15 protein-coding genes are annotated in these 18,644 nt (G+C 64.7%); 13 read left to right on the forward strand and 2 right to left on the reverse strand.

All coding sequences use genetic code 11. The annotated features are described in order from the left end of the window. The first annotated feature begins 19 nt into the window (after nucleotides 1–19). The 3 genes from ACZO3G_RS00140 to ACZO3G_RS00150 all read left to right on the forward strand — a co-directional run bounded on the left by ACZO3G_RS00140 (nucleotide 20) and on the right by ACZO3G_RS00150 (nucleotide 5,149). Nucleotides 20–1,363, forward strand: a complete 1,344-nt coding sequence (locus ACZO3G_RS00140; protein WP_256152514.1) for a GntR family transcriptional regulator — start codon at nucleotides 20–22, stop codon at nucleotides 1,361–1,363. Between the two features lie 67 nt (nucleotides 1,364–1,430). After that, complete coding sequence (locus ACZO3G_RS00145) at nucleotides 1,431–3,875, forward strand: hybrid sensor histidine kinase/response regulator (protein ID WP_276872444.1); 2,445 nt, start codon at nucleotides 1,431–1,433, stop codon at nucleotides 3,873–3,875. Continuing rightward, nucleotides 3,872–5,149, forward strand: coding sequence for an ABC transporter substrate-binding protein (locus tag ACZO3G_RS00150; protein ID WP_276872443.1), 1,278 nt, complete (start codon nucleotides 3,872–3,874; stop codon nucleotides 5,147–5,149). The genes ACZO3G_RS00145 and ACZO3G_RS00150 overlap by 4 nt, the downstream gene beginning before the upstream one ends. Before the next feature lie 128 nt (nucleotides 5,150–5,277). On the opposite strand, the gene ACZO3G_RS00155 is transcribed toward ACZO3G_RS00150, so the two are convergent. Further along, complete coding sequence (locus tag ACZO3G_RS00155; protein WP_276872442.1) at nucleotides 5,278–6,411, reverse strand: aldo/keto reductase; 1,134 nt, start codon at nucleotides 6,409–6,411, stop codon at nucleotides 5,278–5,280. A 44-nt stretch (nucleotides 6,412–6,455) separates the two neighbouring features. Beyond that, the gene (locus ACZO3G_RS00160) at nucleotides 6,456–7,619 is read right to left on the reverse strand and encodes a serine hydrolase domain-containing protein (protein WP_288234083.1); all 1,164 of its coding nucleotides are present in this window, start codon (nucleotides 7,617–7,619) and stop codon (nucleotides 6,456–6,458) included. 313 nt (nucleotides 7,620–7,932) lie between these two features. Here ACZO3G_RS00160 and ACZO3G_RS00165 point away from each other — a divergent pair, with 313 nt between their 5' ends. The 10 genes from ACZO3G_RS00165 (at nucleotide 7,933) to ACZO3G_RS00210 (ending at nucleotide 18,572) form a co-directional block, all read left to right on the forward strand. Further along, the gene (locus ACZO3G_RS00165; RefSeq protein WP_276872819.1) at nucleotides 7,933–9,081 is read left to right on the forward strand and encodes an aldo/keto reductase; all 1,149 of its coding nucleotides are present in this window, start codon (nucleotides 7,933–7,935) and stop codon (nucleotides 9,079–9,081) included. A gap of 16 nt (nucleotides 9,082–9,097) precedes the next feature. Continuing rightward, on the forward strand, nucleotides 9,098–9,478 hold the full coding sequence (locus tag ACZO3G_RS00170; protein WP_276872821.1) for a MerR family transcriptional regulator: 381 nt from the start codon (nucleotides 9,098–9,100) through the stop codon (nucleotides 9,476–9,478). Between the two features lie 344 nt (nucleotides 9,479–9,822). Continuing rightward, nucleotides 9,823–10,740, forward strand: a complete 918-nt coding sequence (locus ACZO3G_RS00175) for an ABC transporter permease (RefSeq protein WP_101552288.1) — start codon at nucleotides 9,823–9,825, stop codon at nucleotides 10,738–10,740. A 13-nt stretch (nucleotides 10,741–10,753) separates the two neighbouring features. Beyond that, nucleotides 10,754–11,803 (forward strand): ABC transporter permease, encoded by a 1,050-nt coding sequence (locus ACZO3G_RS00180; protein ID WP_101552285.1) that lies wholly within the window; start codon nucleotides 10,754–10,756, stop codon nucleotides 11,801–11,803. A gap of 16 nt (nucleotides 11,804–11,819) precedes the next feature. Further along, nucleotides 11,820–12,824, forward strand: a complete 1,005-nt coding sequence (locus ACZO3G_RS00185) for an ABC transporter ATP-binding protein (RefSeq protein WP_101552283.1) — start codon at nucleotides 11,820–11,822, stop codon at nucleotides 12,822–12,824. Then, a complete protein-coding gene (locus ACZO3G_RS00190) occupies nucleotides 12,821–13,876 on the forward strand; it encodes an ABC transporter ATP-binding protein (RefSeq protein WP_101552281.1) in 1,056 nt (351 codons plus the stop codon). The genes ACZO3G_RS00185 and ACZO3G_RS00190 overlap by 4 nt, the downstream gene beginning before the upstream one ends. 313 nt (nucleotides 13,877–14,189) lie before the next feature. Further along, a complete protein-coding gene (locus ACZO3G_RS00195; protein ID WP_101552278.1) occupies nucleotides 14,190–15,836 on the forward strand; it encodes a peptide ABC transporter substrate-binding protein in 1,647 nt (548 codons plus the stop codon). Nucleotides 15,837–15,969: 133 nt separating this feature from the next. Next, a complete protein-coding gene (locus ACZO3G_RS00200; protein WP_276872828.1) occupies nucleotides 15,970–16,437 on the forward strand; it encodes a nucleoside-diphosphate kinase in 468 nt (155 codons plus the stop codon). Nucleotides 16,438–16,527: 90 nt separating this feature from the next. After that, complete coding sequence (locus ACZO3G_RS00205; RefSeq protein WP_101552275.1) at nucleotides 16,528–17,151, forward strand: cytidylate kinase-like family protein; 624 nt, start codon at nucleotides 16,528–16,530, stop codon at nucleotides 17,149–17,151. A 236-nt stretch (nucleotides 17,152–17,387) separates the two neighbouring features. After that, nucleotides 17,388–18,572 carry a hypothetical protein gene (locus ACZO3G_RS00210; RefSeq protein WP_276872835.1) on the forward strand — a complete coding sequence of 395 codons (1,185 nt, stop codon included), beginning with the start codon at nucleotides 17,388–17,390 and terminating at the stop codon, nucleotides 18,570–18,572. Nucleotides 18,573–18,644: the final 72 nt, after the last annotated feature.

Genomic DNA, 18,644 nt, shown 5'->3' on the forward strand with positions numbered 1-18,644 from the left:
AAGGGAGGAAGGCGCGCCCGTGGAGGGGACATACGAACGGTATAAGCTGATATATGATTACTATGCGGCCAGAATCTGCTTCGGCCGCTGCGCCTTCGGGGATTCCCTGCCCGCGATTCCGCGGATCGCTTCCGAGTTCCATGTGGCGGTCCCGACCGTCCGCAGCGCGCTGGCCCGGCTGGAGGCGGACGGCCTCATCCGGGTGGAGGCGAAAAAGGCCGCCCGGGTGGTCTACCGGGCGGGACCCGCCCGGTTCCGAGAAAACGCCGCGCGATATTTCGTGCCGCGCCGGGAGGGGATCCTCGATATCGTCCGGACCGGCGGGCTCCTGTACGACCCGCTCTGGGAGGCGGGGCTCCGGACCTGGAACCGGGAGAGGACGGGGGCGCCGCCGGCCGCGGCGGGGTTTTCCCTGACCGTCCTCTCCTCGCTGGGCAACCATCTGGTCATGAACCTCTGCTGGGAGATGATCCGGTACCTGTGCTTTCCCCTGCTGGACGCCCACGGCGCGGCGGAGGACTGCCTGCGGGAGCTGAGGGCCGGCGGGGACGCCGACCGTGCGAAGCGCGCCTGTCTGGCCGGCTGGAAGCAGGACATCGACGAGCTGTTCGCCTTCCTCGAAACGGCGCGCGCGGAGTACACGCTGGAGGACGTCCGCCCGGTCCCGTTCGAGTGGAACATCTACCGGCAGCGTCCCCAGCTGCGCTATTCGATCGCCTCCCGCATCATCCGGGAGATCCTGGAGGAACGCTACCCGGTCGGGAGCTTTCTCCCCTCCCTCCCGCGGATGGCGGAGCGGTTCGGCGTCGCGGTCTCCACGATCCGGCGCACGCTGGACCTGCTGGCCGGGCTCGGCGTCGCCGCTTCCTTCCAGGGGAAGGGGACGCGGGTCCTCATGGACCCCCGGCGGATCGACTTTTCCAAACCGGAGGTCCGCGAGGCGCTGGGGCTCTACGCGGAGAGTCTGGAGTTTCTGGCGCTGACCGTCCGGAAGGTGTCCCTCTTTACGCTGGAGGCGGCGTCCGGGGAGACGCTGGACCGGCTGGCGGAACGGTTCGCGCGGATCCGGGAGGAAAAAAAGAGCTACCTTGTCTTTGAGGCATACCTCGCCTTCATCACCGGCGCCTGCCCGTCCGCGGCGGTGCGCCAGTGCTACCGCAAGCTCAACGAGCTGCTGGCCTGCGGCTATCCGGCCACGCTGAGGCGGCTCGGGGAAAACCGGCTTGACAATGCGTTTTCCGGGACGATCGCACAGGCGGAGGCGGATTTGCGCGCGCGGGATTTCGAGCGCATCGCCGCCGGCTGGCAGGTCTTTCTGGAAAGCGAGGCGGAACGGTTCCGCGCCTTCGCGACGCGGCAGTGATTCCGCGCCGCGGGAAAAGCATTACACACGGGGCCCGTCCGGGCCCCACGGTCAGGAGGGACGCGAGATGAAGAAAGGATCCGGCCGGGAACCCGGCGGCGGGCGGTCGATTGCCGGGGCGGCCCTGATTTTGCTCCTCATCCTGCTGGGGGTCGGCGCGTTCACCTTCCACCTCTATACGCGCATCGTGAACGAGAGCAAGACCCTCGCGTGGGAGATGACGCTGAAATCCGCCGAGGTAATGGAGCTGCGGCTGGAGGATATCCGTTCGTCGCTGGCCGCCTTTTCACGGAGCGTCGCCTCGAGTGGCGCGGGCCCCGGCGAGGTGGGGGAGATGGCCTCCCGCCAGCTGGACGGCCACCCGATCTTCCGCCTCCACGTCGTGACGGAGGAGGGCGCGCCGCTGACGGAGGACTACGGCCTGACCGCCGGGGACGCCGCGCGGCTGGAGGAGCTCTGCCCGGAGGACGGCGCGTTTTCCGCGGGGTACCTCGGGAAGAGCGGCCGCTGGCAGACCGCGGTTGCCGTCTCCGGCACGGTGGCGGGCGTCCCCTGCCGGTTTTACGCCGAGTGCGTGCTCGACGACCTGTACATGGACGACTTCATGGAGTTCCACAGCCAGCAGGGCTACTGCTATATGATCTCCGGCGGCGAGGGGACCTTCATCATGCTGCCCCACAACAAATTCGGGCAGGGGCTTTACTCCGGGCTGTTCACCATGCTCGAGGCCTACCGCAGCAACGACCCGGCGGTGATCGAAGAGATCCGCGCCGTCCTGGCCCGGGGCGAGGCCTGCACGGTGCAGCTGGATTTTCGCGACGAGAACTGTTATTTCTGCTTTGTCCCGCTCGAAGAGCGGGCCGACTGGTTCATCGTTTCGATCATCCCGTCGGACGCGCTGCAGGAAAACGGCATGATCGCCATCGCGGCCATCGTCCTGCTGGGCGTCACGGTGCTGCTGGGCGCGGCGCTCCTGCTCTGGATGAGCCGCCGCCGGTGGAAGCTGCGCTCGGAGGTGGAGGCGGCAAAGCTCGCCAGCGAGGCCAAGAGCAGCTTCCTCTCCAACATGTCCCATGAAATCCGCACGCCGATGAATGCCATCGTCGGCATGACCGAGATCATGAAGCTGAACACCGGCGACCGGGACCGGATCGCCGCCTGCCTCGACAAGATCGGCGTCTCGTCCAAATACCTGCTCGGGATCATCAACGACGTGCTGGACATGTCGAAGATCGAGAGCAGCAAGATGACGCTCGAACACGCCCCCTTCCCGATCGGCGCGGTGGTCGAGGAGGCGGTCGATCTCGTCCTGCCGCTGATGCGCGGTCGCGGGCACGCGTTCGACGCCTGCGCCTTCTGGGACGGCCCGGAATGCCTGGTCGGGGACGGGATGCGTCTGAGCCAGATCCTCGTCAACATCCTGTCCAACGCGGTGAAATACACGCCCGAGGGGGGCCGCATCCGCCTGCGGCTCTTTGGCGGGCGGGATCCGCAGCGCGCGGACAACATGCTGGTGCGGATCGAGGTGGAGGACAACGGCGTCGGCATGAGCCCCGAGTACCAGGCGATGGTGTTCGAGCCGTTCACGCAGGAGAAAAATTCCCTCAGCCGGGGCACGGGGCTCGGCATGGCGATCAGCGCGCAGCTGGTCCGCCTGATGGGCGGGGAGATCACGGTGGAGAGCGCCCGCGGGCGGGGCAGCGCCTTCCGCGTGCGGCTTTCCCTGCCCGCGGCGCTGCCGGACGGGGACGGCGGGCAACCGGCGGGCAAGGCCGTCCTGGTGGCCGACGCCGACCCCGAGACGCTGGAGGCCGCGCGGCACACGCTTTCGGCGGCGGGATACCGGGTATCCTGCGCCGGGTCCGTACCGGAGACGCTGGAAATGCCGGACGGCTCGGGACCGGATCTGGTGATCGTGGACGACCGGCTCGGAAGCAGGCCGGAAAAAGCCGCGCGCCGGTGCGGCGCCGTCCTCTGCCTGAGCGGGTTCAGCCTGCCGTCCGCCGGGACGACGGAGGGAACGGGCTGCCTCGGCAAGCCCCTGCTTGCGTCGAAGGTCGCGGCGGCGCTGGGCGGCGGGACCAATCCCGCCGCGGACCGTACGGAGGACCGCCCGCTCGACGGCCTTCGCATCCTGCTGGCGGAGGACAACGAACTGAACGCGGAGATCGCGGTGGAGCTTTTGAGCCACTTCGGCGCCGAGGTGGACCGGGCGGCGGACGGGGAGGAAGCCGTGGACCGGTTCGTTTCGGGCGGGGAGGGCCGGTACGATCTGGTGCTCATGGACATCCAGATGCCGCGCATGAACGGCTATGACGCGGCGCGCGCGATCCGGTCGCTCGGGCGGGCCGATTCCTCCCTGCCGATCCTCGCCATGACCGCGGACGCCTTTTCCGAGGACGTTTCCCGCGCGCTGGAGACCGGTATGGACGGCCATATCGCCAAGCCGATCGATATCCAGAACCTGCTCCAGACCATCGGGCGGGCGGTGAAGGGGGGAGAAACGCGATGAAGCTGCGCCGTAGGGCCGTCTGCGCCCTCATGGCCGTCCTGCTCGCCCTTCTCCCGGCAGGGTGCCGGGAGAAGGGGGTCCAGGTGGTGGACGGGGCCGGGGAAACGGTCAACCTGCGCTTTCTGGGCTTCAAGGTGGGCGCGGACAAGGTGGAGGAGATCGACGGCATCCTCAACCGCTACATGGAGCAAAATGAAGATGTGGTGATCGTCTACGAGGGGCTGGGGGACGATTTTGTCGACATCCTGACCAACCGCCTCGAGAACGGGTACGCCGACGACCTGTTCATGATCAGCGACCAGGCGCTGACCACTTACGAAACCAGGGGCTGGTACGGCACGCTGATCGCCGACCTTTCGGGGGAGGACTTTGTACAGCGCTACAGCCCGATCATCCAACAGCTTATCACGGTGGACGGAAAAATTTCGGCGGTGCCCATGTGCCTGAGCGTCGTGGGGATGCTCGGCAATATGGACGTGCTGCGCGCCTGCGGGATCGGGGAGATGCCCCGCACCTTTGACGAGTGGGTGCGGGACATGGAGATCGTCCGCGACCATGGCTACACGCCGATGGTCAACTATCAGGGCAACGCCGCGAGCATCTCCTTTTTGATGTCGGGGCGCTCGGCCGCGCCCTTTATCGAGGGCGCGCGGACCGTGTCGGAAGGGCTGACCGCGGAGGAGGTCTACGCCGGGGGAATCCGCGACGTGTACGCCCTGGTGGAAAACGGCCTGATCGACCGGGAGCAGATGTCCGGCGAGACGGACGCGCGGTCCTACCGCAAGGTGCTCGGGGAACAGTTCGCGGGCGGCGGGGTGGCCTTCGCCGTGGCGCCGAGCTGGAGCCTGTCCGCCTTTCTGGCCGGGGAGCCCGGCTTTCAATACCGGTACGCCGGCCTTCCGGTCGGAGACGAGGGCCCGCTGACCTGCGTGCGCGCGTCGGTCCTCGTGGGGGTCAACAACGAGGGCCCGCACCGGGAGGAGGCACTGCGGTTTCTGGATTTCCTGATGCAGCCGGAGCACATCGAGAGCTACGCGGCGGAACAGAACAGCCTGAGCCCGCTTCAGGGCGCGCAGAGCGGCGACCCCCTGTTTGCCGAGCAGCTCGCGCTGATCGGGGAGGACCGGATATACAGCGACACCGATTCACGGATTCCCTTCAACCTGCTGAAGCTCCTGAACGGCGCGGCGGCGCAGATGGTCCGGGGGGACCCGCTGGACCGGATCCTGGAGGATTTTTCCGCGGGCGTGCAGGCCGGCCGCCGCCCGGAATGACAACGGAAAACAGGGGGCGCCTCAACGAGGCGCCCCCTGTTTTCCGTCAGAAGATCCGATCCGCGGCCCGCCCCGGAGGGCCGCCAGCGCCGGAGAATCATCCCGCCGGGACGCGGGGGCGCGGACGGTCACGCGTTCAGCTTCGCCGTGAAATCCGCCATGGCCTCTGAAATCCTGATCTGCTGGGGGCAGACCGCCTCGCAGCTGCGGCAGCCGAGGCAGGCGGGCGGGCGTTTGTCCTCGGGCAGCGCGGACAGGGCCATCGGCGCGAGGAACCCGCCCTCCGTGAAGCAGTGCTCGTTGTAAAGCGCCAGCAGCGAGGGGATATCCAGCCCCTGTGGGCAGTGGGAGGTGCAGTAGCGGCAGGCGGTGCAGGGCAGCGCGATCTTCCGGACCATGCCGTCCGCGACCGCGAGCAGGGTCTCCATCTCGCGGGCGTCGAGGGGCTTTTCCGCCTCGAAGGTGCCGAGGTTTTCCTCGAGCTGCGCGAAGCTGGACATGCCGGAGAGCACGACCGTGACGCTCGGGAGCGACTGTAAAAACCGGAACGCCCAGGCCGGGACGCCCTCCCCCGGGCGGAGCGTCTTCAGCTTCGCGGCGTCTTCCGGGGAGAGGGAGGCGAGCCGCCCGCCGCGCAGGGGCTCCATCACCCAGACGGGGATGCCGTATCCGTCGAGCAGGGCGATCTTCGCCTTCGCGTCCTGGAAGGTCCAGTCGAGGTAGTTGAGCTGGATTTGGCAGAACTCCATCCGGTCGCCGTAGGCCTTGAGGAACCGCTCGATCACCCCGTAACTCCCATGGGCGGAAAAGCCCAGGTGCCGGATGCGCCCGGCCTCCTTCTGCCTGACCAGATAGTCGAAGATGCCGTGCCGCTCATCCAGATAGGCGTCGATATTCATCTCGCAGACGTTGTGGAAGAGGTAGAAATCGAAGTGATCCACCCGGCATTTTTTCAGCTGCTCCTCGAAGATCTCCTCCACCCTGCCCATATTGGAGAGGTCGTAGCCGGGGAATTTGTCCGCGAGGAAAAAGCGGTCCCGCGGGTAGCGGGAAAGCAGCTTCCCCATGACGAGCTCGGACCGCCCGCTGTGATAGCCCCACGCGGTGTCGAAATAGTTGATTCCCCGCTTGATCGCGTAATCGACCATTTTTTCCGCCGCGGCCTCGTCGATCCGCGCGTCGTCCCCGTCGACGACGGGCAGGCGCATGGCGCCCAGCCCGAGCGCGGAGAGCTTCAAATCCTGAAAGTCTTTGTAGATCATGTCTGGTTCCCTCTTTCCTTCCTCATTGCCGGTTTCGTTGTTTTTTATTCAGGCCGCCGCCCGTCGTACGCCGCGAGGACGTAGTCGGTAAAGAAGGGGCGCGGCGCGTAGCTGTTCTGCGGGTAGTGGCTGGCGATGACCGTCACCAGGTCGAGCTCGGGCACCACGAAGACGTACTGCCCCCATGCGCCGAAGGCGTAGTAGGTGTCGTAGCCCCCTTCGCCAAAGGAACGCACCCACCATTGGTAGCCGTAGCCGCCGGTGCCGTCCCCCGCGCCGTTGTTCTGCGCGGCCGTGGACTGGGCGAGCCAGTCCGCGGGGATGAGGCGGCGGCCGTTCCAGACGCCGCCCTCGAGGTAGAGCTGTCCGAACCGGGCCGCATCCCGGGCGGTCATGGAGATGCCGTTGCCGCCGTCGGTGACGCCCTGCGGGTCGGCCCGCCAGACGACGCTGTCCATCCCGAGCGGCTCAAAGAGCTTCTCCCGCCCGTATTCCAGCAGGCTTTTGCCGGCGGCCTGCTGAAGGGCCGCGGAGAGCAGGTGGGTGTTTCCGGTGCTGTAGTTGAAGGCCGCGCCCGGCTCGGCCGTGAGCCGCCGCCCGAGGATATAGGCCACCCAGTCGGGGGCCGACTGGAACTCCGCCCAGTTGCTCTGGCCGCCGCCCCACTCGTACCACTCCAGCCCGGAGGTGTGGGTCAGCAGGTGGCGCAGGGTGATCTGACGCTTGCGGGCGTCCTCCGGCTCCACCGCCTGCGGGAGGTAGTCGGACAGCGGATCGTCCACCCCGCCGAACAGCCCCTCGTCGATGGCGATGCCGACGAGCGCGCCGGTGAAGGATTTGGAGCAGGAGTGCAGCGGGAACACGCTCGTTTCGTCGTACCCCTCGCCGTAATACTCGTCGATGAGGACCCCGTCCTTCGCCGTGACCATGGCGTAGACCGACGAGCCCGCCAGCGCCTCGTGCAGCCGCGTAAGCACGGCGGGGTCCATCCCGTGATTTTCCGGCGCGTCGAGCGTCCAGCTGTTGTCAGGCTCCGGTTCGGGGGCGGGCGCCGGTTCGGGGACGGCGGGTTCCGCCGCGGCGCTGGAGGGCGGGGACCCGGAAGCGGCCGCGCCGGGCGCGCCGGCCGCCCCGGCGCCGCACCCCGCGGCCACGCAGAGGGAGAGGAAGACGCCGGCTGCCGCCGTCAGTCGTTTTTTCAGGTTCATCGGGATACCTCCTTTTGGGTCCGGCCTTCTGGAAAAAGTATAATTTCCCGCGCAAAGAATAGCAAATGCTTATTTTTGATGGTGTAAAATGCCCGGAAGGCATGGAACGTCGCGCGGCGCGCGCTCCGGGCCCCGTTTTTTGCACAGGGAATCCGGTTCGTTTAAACCCTACACCATGGAGTGCGCTCCAGGTCAAGTAAACAAATTGTGAACGGATCGATTTGGCGGAAATACGCAAAATTGGGGGTTGACTTGGAGTGCGCTCCAAGTGTTACAATGGGCTCACAAACGACAGGAGAAATGGGGAACAGCGATGAACTACCGTGAACTTGGAAAAACCGGCCTGCGGGTCAGCGAGATCGGACTGGGCTGCGAGGGCTTCGTCCTCCGGGACGACGCCTTTGCCGAAGAGCTCTTCCAGCTGGCCTTTGAAAACGGGGTCAACTGCATGGACCTCTACACCCCCAACCCCGACGTCCAGCGCCGGACGGGCAGGGCGATCCGGGACCGCCGGGGGGCGTTCGTCCTCCAGGCGCACCTGTGCGCCGTCTGGGAGGACGGGCAGTACCGCGCGACCCGCAGGATCGATGAGGTCCGCGCCGCGTTTGAAACGATGCTCGCCAACCTCGGCACGGATTACGTGGATGTCGGCATGATCCACTATGTCGATTCCCCCGCGCTGTGGCGGGAGATCGCGGAGGGGCCGGTGATGGCCTACGCGCGGGAGCTCCGTCGTGCGGGCAGAATCCGGCACATCGGCGTCAGCAGCCACAACCCCGAGGCCGCGCTCGCGGCGGTGGAGAGCGGGCTGGTCGAGGTGCTGATGTTCAGCGTCAACCCCTGTTACGACCTTCAGCCGCCGAACGAGGACGTGGAACAGCTGTGGGCTCCGGACAATTACAGCGGCGGCCTCACCAACATGGACCCCACGCGGGAGCGGCTCTACGAGACCTGCCAGCGCATGGGGGTGGGGATCACCGTCATGAAGGCGTTCGGCGGCGGCGACCTGCTCAACGGGGAGCTCTCCCCGGCGGGCAAGGCGCTCACCCCCGTCCAGTGCCTGCACTACGCCGCCACGCGCCCGGCGGTGGCTTCGGTCATGGTCGGCGCGCGCAGCTTGGACGACCTGCGCGCCTCCCTCGCCTACGAGACCGCCTCCGACGGGGAGCGGGACTACGCCGCGGCGTTCGCCTCCTTCCCGCGGATCCGCTGGGAGGGCCACTGCATGTACTGCGGACACTGCGCGCCCTGCCCGAAGGGGATCGACGTGGCGACGGTGACCAAATTCCTCAACCTCGCGAAGGCGCAGGGCGGCGTGCCCGAGACGGTGCGGGAGCATTACGCCGCGCTCTCCCATAAGGCGGGGGAGTGCGTCGCGTGCGGGGCGTGCGAAAAGCGCTGCCCGTTCGGGGTCCCCGCCGTCGAAAATATGAAGCAGGCGGCCGACATGTTCGGGAAATGATGGGAGGAGAACGGCCATGACGATTGCGGAGGTCAGCAGGAAATATGAGATCAGCGCCGACACCCTGCGCTACTACGAGCGCATCGGGCTGGTCCCGCCGGTGCCCCGCAGCAAAAGCGGCATCCGGGATTACGACGAGGCGTCCTGCGGCTGGGTCGAGCTGATGAAGTGCATGCGGGCGGCGGGGGTCCAGATCGAGGCGCTGATCGAGTATGTGAACCTCTTCCAGCAGGGGGACCGGACGATCGACGCCCGCAAGGAGCTGCTCAAGGAGCAGCGCTGCCAGCTCGCGGCCCGGATGGCCGAAATGCAGCGGTCGCTTGATCGGCTCGACGAGAAGATCGACCGGTATGAAAAGGGCCTGATGACGGGCGCGCATCTGCGAAGGCAGGGCTGAACGAAAAGAGCCCCGGTTTCCGGAAAGGAAACCGGGGCTCTTTCGCGCCGCCGATTCCGGGATTGGCCGGCGCGGGCCTCCGCGCGGGTCTCATTTCGGATACAGGCAAACATTTCTCGGCAGAAAAAGGGAATATCCGGCTGTGCGCCGTTGACAAAATCCGCGAAAATCGGTAAAATTAATATTTATGGCGACGAAGTGCGACAGGCCGGTGTTTTTTGGCTGGAAACGCCTGTTTTTGCTCCAGAAACAGGCGGAGCCGCACTCTTGCGGCCCCGCGGCGGCGGGGCTGGGCCGTCGAAACGGCCCGGATTTCGACGCAAACAAATGAAGGAAGTGATACTGTGGGAAAATACATCCTGAAGAGGGTGGCGATGGCGGTGCTGACCATCTATCTGGTATCGACCATTACCTTTTTCCTGATGAATCTGGTGCCCGGCGGGCCGTTCCTGGCGGAAAAGGCGGTCAGCCCGCAGGCGCAGGCCGCGATGGAGGAGAAGTACGGGCTGGACAAGCCCCTCTCGGTCCAGTATAAGAACTATATGCTCGGCCTGGTCAAGGGCGACCTCGGACTCAGCGTCAAGCAGCGCGGGCGCACGGTGGCGCAGATCATCGCCACCAAATTCCCCGTGTCGGCGCGCCTGGGCGGGCTTTCGATCCTGACGGCCGTCTGCGTGGGCATCCCGCTGGGAAGCATCGCGGCGTTCAACCGCGGCAAGTGGGCGGACAACGTGGTCATTTTCATCGCCACCTGCGGCATCGCGGTGCCCAGCTTCGTCATCTGCACCCTGCTGCTCATGCTGTTCGGGCTCAAGCTCGGATGGCTGCCGACGGTGGGGCTCAACAGCGTGCTCCACTATATCATGCCGGTGACGGCGCTCGCCTTCTACCCGACGGCGTATATCGCGCGGCTCATGCGCTCGTCGATGCTCGACGTGCTCGGGCAGGACTATATGCGCACCGCGCGCGCCAAGGGCCTCGGGCAGTTCAAGTGCATCTTCAAGCACGCGCTGCGCAACGCGGTCCTCCCGGTGGTCACCTACCTCGGCCCGCTGCTCGCCTATACGCTGACGGGCAGCTTCGTGGTGGAGAAGATCTTCACCATCCCCGGGCTGGGCAGCGAGTTCGTCGGCTCGATCACGGGGCGCGACTACCCGCTGATCATGGGGACGACCATCTTCCTGGCCGTGCTCATCGTCTCGATGAACGTGATCGTCGACATCGCCTATAAACTGATCGATCCGCGGATCAAGCTGAAGTGAGGGGGGAAGATTGATGTCGGAACAGAATAAGAAATTCCCCACCTTCCAGCTGAACGTGGACGACTTCCTCCCGGCCGACGAGGCGGAGAAGGAGAGCCTGGTCACGATGCGGGCGAGCGTCGGGTTCTGGAAGGACGGCTTCCAGCGCCTGCTCAAAAACCGGGTGGCGATCGTCAGCTTCGTGGTCATCCTGATCGTCATGATCTTCTCCTTTATCGTCCCGAGCTTCTATCCCTACAGCTATGAGCACCAGATCCGCGGCGCGGAAAACCTCGCGCCCATGCAGTATTCGGACGGCGAGCTCGAGCAGATCGCCGCAGGGGAGAGCGTCTTCCCGCACATCCTCGGCACCGACCACCTCGGGCGCGACTTCGCCGTGCGCGTGATGATGGGCAGCCGCATCTCCCTGCTGGTCGGCCTCATCGCCTCCGGCCTCATCCTGCTGATCGGCTCGATCTACGGGTCGGTCGCCGGCTTCTTCGGCGGATGGGTGGACATCATCATGATGCGCATCGTCGACATCATTTACACGGTGCCGGACATCCTGATCATCATCCTGCTGGCGGTCACGCTGAAATATCCGCTGCAAAACCTCGCCGAGCAGCCGGGCTTCGGCTGGATCGCGGCGGTGGGCGTCAACCTGACGAGCATCTTCATCGTCTTCGCGCTGCTCTACTGGGTCGGCATGGCGCGCATCGTGCGCAGCCAGATTTTACAGCTCAAGGAGCAGGAATACGTCACCGCCGCCCGCGCGCTCGGCGCGAGCAGCGGCCGCATCATCCGCAAGCACCTGCTCACCAACTGCATCGGCACCCTCATCGTCACCACCACCCTTCAGATCCCGTCGGCGATCTTTACCGAGAGCTTTCTGAGCTTCCTCGGCATCGGCGTCGCGGTGCCGATGCCGTCGCTCGGCTCGCTCGCCAACGACGCGCTCAACGGCCTGCAGTCCTACCCCTACCGGCTGCTCGCGCCGGCGCTGCTCATCAGCATCATCATCCTCAGCTTCAACCTCCTCGGGGACGGCCTGCGGGACGCCTTCGACCCCAAGATGAAAGAATAGAAAGGAGAGGATTTTTATGGGAAACCTGTTGGATATCAAAGATGAACGCCTCTCCTTCTTCACCCCCGCGGGCGAGGTCAAGGCCCTGGGCGGCGTCTCCTTCTCGATGAAGGAGGGGGACGTGCTGGGCATCGTGGGCGAATCGGGCTCGGGCAAGTCGGTCACCTCCTATTCGGTGATGGGGCTGACCGCGCATCCGGGACGCCTCATCGGCGGATCGATCGAGTTCAACGGCCACCGTATCGACCAGATGTCGGAAAAGGAGATGCGCAGGATCCGCGGCAACGAGGTGTCGATCATCTTCCAGGACCCGATGACGAGCCTCAACCCGGTCTATACGATCGGCAACCAGATCTGCGAGGTCATCCGCCTGCACACCAAAAAGAGCAAAGCCGAGGCGCGTGCGCGCGCCACGGAGCTGCTGACTCTGGTGGGCATCAACGAGCCGGAAAAGCGCCTCAAGCAGTACCCGCACGAGCTTTCGGGCGGCATGCGCCAGCGCGTCATGATCGCGATCGCGCTCGCCTGCGAGCCCAAGCTGCTCATCGCCGACGAGCCGACCACCGCGCTCGACGTGACCATCCAGGCGCAGATCCTCGAGCTCATGATCGAGCTGCGGGAGAAGCTCGGCATGAGCATCATCATGATTACGCACGATTTGGGCATCGTTTCGAGCATGTGCGAGAAGATCGCCGTCATGTACGCCGGGAAGATCGTCGAGTACGGAACGGTGGACGAGATCTTCTACGAGACGAGCCATGAGTATACCAAGGGGCTTCTGCGCAGCATCCCCAAGCTGACCAGCGAGACGCACGAAAAGCTGGTGCCCATCGAGGGCACGCCGGTGGACATGCTCAACCCGCCGAAGGGCTGCCCCTTCGCGCCCCGCTGCGGCGCCTGCATGAAGATCTGCCTGCGGGAGATGCCCCCCTACACCGACCTGAGCGACACCCATTACAGCGCCTGCTGGCTGATCCAGAAGCGGGAGTTTGAAAAAGCGGCGGGAGGGGAGAAACAATGAGCAAGCTGATCCAGGTGGAGCATTTGAAGCAGTATTTCCCCGTCGCGGGCGGCAAGCTCTTTGAAAACCGCGTGGTCAAGGCGGTCGACGACGTCTCCTTCTACATCGAAAAGGGGGAGACGCTCGGCCTGGTGGGCGAGTCGGGCTGCGGCAAGACGACCACCGGGCGCACCCTGCTGCGGCTCTATGAGCCGACGAGCGGGCGCATCGTCTACGACGGAAAGCCGATCTTTGACAGCGGCGACGTTCCGCTGACGGATGAAAACGGCGAGCCCAAAAAGGACGCCGCCGGCAGGGCGGTCTGCGGGCCGAAGACGGCTGTGAACATGATGCCCTACCGGCGCAGGATGCAGATCGTCTTCCAGGACCCCTACGCGAGCCTCGACCCGCGCATGACGGTCGGGGACATCATCGGCGAGGCGATCGACATCCACAAGCTCTGCAAAAGCAAGCAGGAGCGGCACGACCGGATCATCGAGATGCTGCGGCGGGTCGGGCTCAACTCGGAGCACGCCAACCGCTATCCGCATGAGTTTTCGGGCGGGCAGCGGCAGCGCGTCGGCATCGCCCGCGCGCTCGCGGTCGACCCCGAGTTCATCGTCTGCGACGAGCCGATTTCCGCGCTCGACGTTTCGATCCAGGCGCAGGTCGTCAACATGTTCGAGGAGCTCCAGGAGCAGATGGGGCTGACCTACCTGTTCATCGCGCACGACCTGTCGGTCGTCAAGCACATCTCCAACCGCATCGGCGTCATGTACCTGGGCAAGCTGGTCGAGCTGGCGGACAGCAGCGAGCTGACCTTCCACAGCGTGCACCCCTACACCCGCTCGCTCATCTCGGCGATCCCCGTCGCCGACCCCAGGCTGAGCCGCACCCGCCAGCGCATCGTGCTCGAGGGGGACGTGCCCAGCCCGGTGAACCCGCCCAGCGGCTGCCGGTTCCGCACCCGCTGCCCCTACGCGACCGAACGGTGCGCGCAGGAGGAGCCCGCCTTCCGCGAGGTTTCCCCCGGCCATTACGCGGCCTGCCACAACCTGGAGCAGGTAAAATAGAGGAAAAAACGGCAAAAATAGGTTACAAACCGGAGACATGCCTTGCATGACCGGCCGGATGCGTGTATAATAAAAGGCGATCTCATGCCGGCCGAAGGGCCGCGCGCACTCCCGGCGGAAACAGAATCCTGGACAAAAACAGCGGATATCCGCTGTTTTTGATCGCTCGTTTTACGAGCGATCATTCCTTTTGTTACCGCCGCGCGTCCGGGAAGGACGCCGCGGAAGACCGCGCGGGCGGCCGCAGCGCCGCCGGCTTGAGGGCTCCGTACGCATGCCCACGGTATGCAAAATGAAGAGGAGGAAAAAAAGCATGAAGAAACTGGCACTAGCCTTGGCAGTCGTGATGATTTTCTCACTGGCGTTCAGCGGCTGCGGACCCAAGACGGAGAATCCGTCCGGAACGGATGCCACCACCCCGTCGACGGACAACCAGCCTGCCGGCAGCGAGCTGGCGGTCTGCATCGGACCCGACCCCGAGACGATCGACCCGGCGCTCAACAGCGCGGTTGACGGCGCGAGCCTGATCATCCACGCGTTCGAGGGCCTTATGACGCTCGACCAGGGCGGCTCGGTCGTCCCCGGACAGGCCGAGACCTACGAGGTCTCCGACGACGGCCTCAACTGGACCTTCCACCTGCGCGACGGCCTCAAATGGAGCGACGGCCAGCCGCTGACCGCGGCCGACTTCGAGTGGTCGTGGAAACGCGCCGTCTCCCCCGACACCGCCGCCCCCTACGGTGAGTTCTTCAACGTCATCGCGGGCTACGACGCTGCCGCCGCCGGCGATTTCGACGCGCTGCAGGTCAAGGCGGTCGACGACAAGACCCTCACCGTCACGCTGGCCGCTCCCTGCGGCTATTTCACCCAGCTGCTCGCCTTCCCGACCTACGTTCCCGTCCGCAAGGATATGGTCGAGGCCAACGGCGAGGCGTGGGCCACCCAGGTCTCCAGCTATATCAGCAACGGCCCGTACAAGATGATCGAATGGACCCCCGGCGAGTACATCAAGTACGCGAAGAACGAGAACTACTGGAACTATGACGCGCTCGGCAGCGATACGATCAAGTTCCTGCTCATCGAGGACCCGAACGCGGTGCTCACCGCCTACCAGAGCGGCGAGATCGTCTGCGCCAAGGACCTGCCCTCCCAGGAGATCCCCGCCCTGCGCGAGACCGAGGACTTCCACCTCGACGACCTCATGGGCACCTACTATATCAGCCTCAACACCAAGCGCGAGCCGTTTGACAACGCGAAGCTCCGCCAGGCGCTGAGCCTCGCGATCGACCGCAACTATATCGCCAACACCGTCATGCAGGGCACCTACACCCCGGCGACCGCGTTTGTCGGCCCCGGCCTGCTCGACGCGGACGGCAAGACCCCCTTCATCGACAACAGCCCGCTCTTCATCGACCCGAACGACTATGAGGGCAACCTTGAAAAGGCCAAGCAGCTCATGGTGGAGGCCGGTTATCCGAACGGCGAGGGCCTGCGCGAGATCGAGTACTTCACCAACCAGCAGGGCTATCACAAGCCGGTCGCCGAGGCGCTCCAGCAGATGTGGGCCGAGCTGGGCGTCAAGCTGAACGTTCAGGTCGCCGACTGGGCGGTCGTCACCGCCGACCGCCGCCAGGGCAACTACGATATCGCCCGCAACGGCTGGGTCTTCGACTACAACGATCCGTCGAGCATGCTCGACCTGTTCACCACCACCAACGGCAACAACGACGGCAAATACAGCAATCCCGAGTATGACAAGCTGATGGAGACCGCCCGCACCACCGGTGACGCGAACGTCCGGTTCGATTCGATGCACCAGGCGGAGCAGATCATCATGGACGAGGCGGGCGCGATCCCGGTCGCGTTCTACAGCGAGTTCTACCTGCTCAACCCGAAGGTCAAGGGCTTCTGGCATTCCCCGCTCGGCTACTTCTACTTCATGTACGCGACTGTCGAGTAATCAAATCGTTTTTCTGCCGCGCGGCGCCCTATGGCGCCGCGCGGTTTTTTTGCGTCCGGGAGTTGCCAAACGGGGGAAAAGGTGCTATGCTATATGCGTTAAAAAAATAACGATAGTAAGGAGTGCCGGACAGATGCATTACAGTTTTATCATGCTCAAGCCCGACGCGCTGGAGCGCGGGCTTGTGGAGGAGATCATGGACTACCTGCGGAGCGGCGGGGTGGAAATCGAGCGGCTCGGCTGCACCAAGGCGGGCGAGGAGCTGCTCTCCAAGCACTATGCGCAGGTCTTTGCCGAGCTGGGGCCCGACTTCAAACGCAAGATGCTCGACTATTTCAACGACAAATACGTGCTGCCGATGGTCGTACGCGGCGAAAGCCCCGACCTCGTGGCCGACATCCGCAGGATTGTCGGCGCGACCAACCCCGCCAACGCGGACAAAGGCACCATCCGGGGCGATTTGGGGTGCGACTCCTACGAGAAGTGCAACCGTGAAAACCGCAGCTGCCAGAACCTCATCCACGCGAGCGACAGCGCGGAGAACGCGCGGATTGAAACCGCGCTCTGGTTCGGCGGAGAGGTGGCGGCGCGGTACTTCTGAGGCCGGGGGTCCGTCTTGATTTCGGCGGGCGAATCGACTATACTATAGGCGGGGAAACCGACCAAATTTTGTGAGGGACGGAGGGAGAAGTTGAAAAACTACGTCATCACGATCGCCAGGCAGTACGGCAGCGGAGGCAAGACGATCGGCAGGATGCTCGCCAGGGAGTTGGGCATCGGCTACCATGACAAGGAGCTGCTCGTCCGCGCGTCGGTCGAAAGCGGCATCAGCGCCGAGCTCTTTGCGCAGGTGGATGAGAAGATCAAAAAGAAACCGCTGATCAAGCCCGGGAAGCCGCTCTATACCGGGGAGGTGCTCCCGCCGGAGAGTCCCGATTTCACCTCCGTGCAGAACCTCCTGAACTATCAGGCCAAGGTCATCCGCGACCTCGCGCAGAAGGAGAGCTGCGTCATCGTCGGGCGCTGCGCGGACTTCATCCTGCGCGACCTGGACAATGTCCTGCGCATCTATGTGCACGCGCCGATCGACTACTGCATCGAAAAGACGATCGAGCTCCACCCCGATTTTGACGCGGAGGAGGCGCGGCGCTTCATCCAGCGCACCGACAAGGGCCGCAGCGATTATTACCGCTGCTTCACCGGGAACGACTGGAAGAACGCCGACAATTACGATCTGTGCATCAACAGCGCGGTGCTCGGCTGGGACAAGTGCGTCTCGCTCGTAAAATCCTATCTCGACATCAAGCTCTCCTGACGAACAAGGCGGATCGGACAGGATGCGGCCATTCGGCCGCATCCTGTTTTTGTTTACATGAAGTTCATAAATCAGGAAAATATATCCTAAAAAATGGAAGTAAAGTTACGGATTGGTTACAGATTTTGCGAAAAAGATTACAATTTGGTTACAAAATCCGTTGACTTTTTCCACCCGTCCGGGATATAATAAGGAAAAGAAGCCTGAGAAAGCATTTTTCGGAAAGGAAGCCCAACATGAAACGTCTGCTCTGCCTGCTGCTGGCCCTGCTGGCTGCGCTGGCCGCCGGGACCGCGTCCGCCGGCGCCGCGTCGTCCGGCAACGGTTCGGTCGCGGTACAACTCAATCGCGGCGGCGAGGCGGAGCTTGTCGACGGAGATGGGGTCGCGGTCGCGTCGAGCGGGCCCGCCAGTTGCGACGCGGGCAATTACACCTTCGAAGTGGCCCCCGGCCAGACGGTCTACCTCTGCCTGGGCGAAAGCGGCTCGGCGGATACGACCGCGCTGTGGGACGTTTCCGCGGAGGCGATGGGCGCGGCCGCGACGGCCGACGAGCTCGCGGACAGCGGGCTGTTCCGCCTCAAGGCGGACAAGAGCGGCCCGGGCGGCAGCCTGCTGAAGATCAAACAGTACGGCGAGAAATCGCTGGGGAACGGCCCGCGCAGCTCCTGGCTGCGGATCGAGATCGCGGAGAGCGAGGCGGTCGAGGAGCAGAAGGCGGTGGCCGACCTCACCTTTTCCGCGCGCAAGGACGGAGACCGCTACGGCACGGGCGACTATGCGCTGCTGCGCCTCACCCTGTGGATCGCGAGCGAGGAGGCGTCGGGAGGCGACGCCGATTTGGAAGCGGGGGAGGGGGTCGTTTACCGCCCCGTCTCGAATGACAAAAACACCGCCGAGTGGGAGGGGATCGCCTCGGTGAGCTTTTCCGCGAGCAACGACGCGGACAAGTTTTACGCGAAGCTCTCCACCCGGATCGATCCCGATATTTACGGGCTTTACGGCGACCCGGCCGACGCGGACCTCTATTTCCGAGACTTCACCGGCGCGCTCGCGGCCGACTCCACCTCCCGCGCCACGCTGATCCTCTATAATCCGTGGGAGGACGAGGACCACCAGCCCGACCCCGCCGGGTGCCATATCTACCAGTTGGAGGCGGACGGAACCCTCAGCGACATCACCGGCATCTTCACCTATCTCGACTGTGACGAGGACGGCAACGAGATCAACGGCTGGCGCACCCGCACCCGGACCCTCGGCTGTTATATCATCTCCGACGTGGCGCTGGACGTTTCGGTGGTCCCCGACCCGCCGCCCGAAGCGCCCGAGATCAGCGTGAACGCGAACCGGAAGGCCATCCCGAACACCGGCCTGGGGGAACTTTCGAGAAAGTTCCCCCAGGAACCCCCTCAAAGCTTTTGATGCAGACGGAGCGCGGCAGGCTGCCGGATGCGCCGCCCGTGCCGGAAGAGAAGCAAAAAATAAAAAGGAAGG

It is taken from the genome of Anaerotruncus sp. (assembly GCF_057433415.1).

Coding starts and splice junctions, on each gene's coding strand:
- ACZO3G_RS00145 (WP_276872444.1), top strand. CDS start 1,431: ATGAAGAAAGGATCCGGCCGGGAACCCGGCGGCGGGCGGTCGATTGCC.
- ACZO3G_RS00150 (WP_276872443.1), top strand. CDS start 3,872: ATGAAGCTGCGCCGTAGGGCCGTCTGCGCCCTCATGGCCGTCCTGCTC.
- ACZO3G_RS00155 (WP_276872442.1), bottom strand. CDS start 6,411: ATGATCTACAAAGACTTTCAGGATTTGAAGCTCTCCGCGCTCGGGCTG.
- ACZO3G_RS00160 (WP_288234083.1), bottom strand. CDS start 7,619: ATGAACCTGAAAAAACGACTGACGGCGGCAGCCGGCGTCTTCCTCTCC.
- ACZO3G_RS00165 (WP_276872819.1), top strand. CDS start 7,933: ATGAACTACCGTGAACTTGGAAAAACCGGCCTGCGGGTCAGCGAGATC.
- ACZO3G_RS00170 (WP_276872821.1), top strand. CDS start 9,098: ATGACGATTGCGGAGGTCAGCAGGAAATATGAGATCAGCGCCGACACC.
- ACZO3G_RS00180 (WP_101552285.1), top strand. CDS start 10,754: ATGTCGGAACAGAATAAGAAATTCCCCACCTTCCAGCTGAACGTGGAC.
- ACZO3G_RS00185 (WP_101552283.1), top strand. CDS start 11,820: ATGGGAAACCTGTTGGATATCAAAGATGAACGCCTCTCCTTCTTCACC.
- ACZO3G_RS00190 (WP_101552281.1), top strand. CDS start 12,821: ATGAGCAAGCTGATCCAGGTGGAGCATTTGAAGCAGTATTTCCCCGTC.
- ACZO3G_RS00195 (WP_101552278.1), top strand. CDS start 14,190: ATGAAGAAACTGGCACTAGCCTTGGCAGTCGTGATGATTTTCTCACTG.
- ACZO3G_RS00200 (WP_276872828.1), top strand. CDS start 15,970: ATGCATTACAGTTTTATCATGCTCAAGCCCGACGCGCTGGAGCGCGGG.
- ACZO3G_RS00210 (WP_276872835.1), top strand. CDS start 17,388: ATGAAACGTCTGCTCTGCCTGCTGCTGGCCCTGCTGGCTGCGCTGGCC.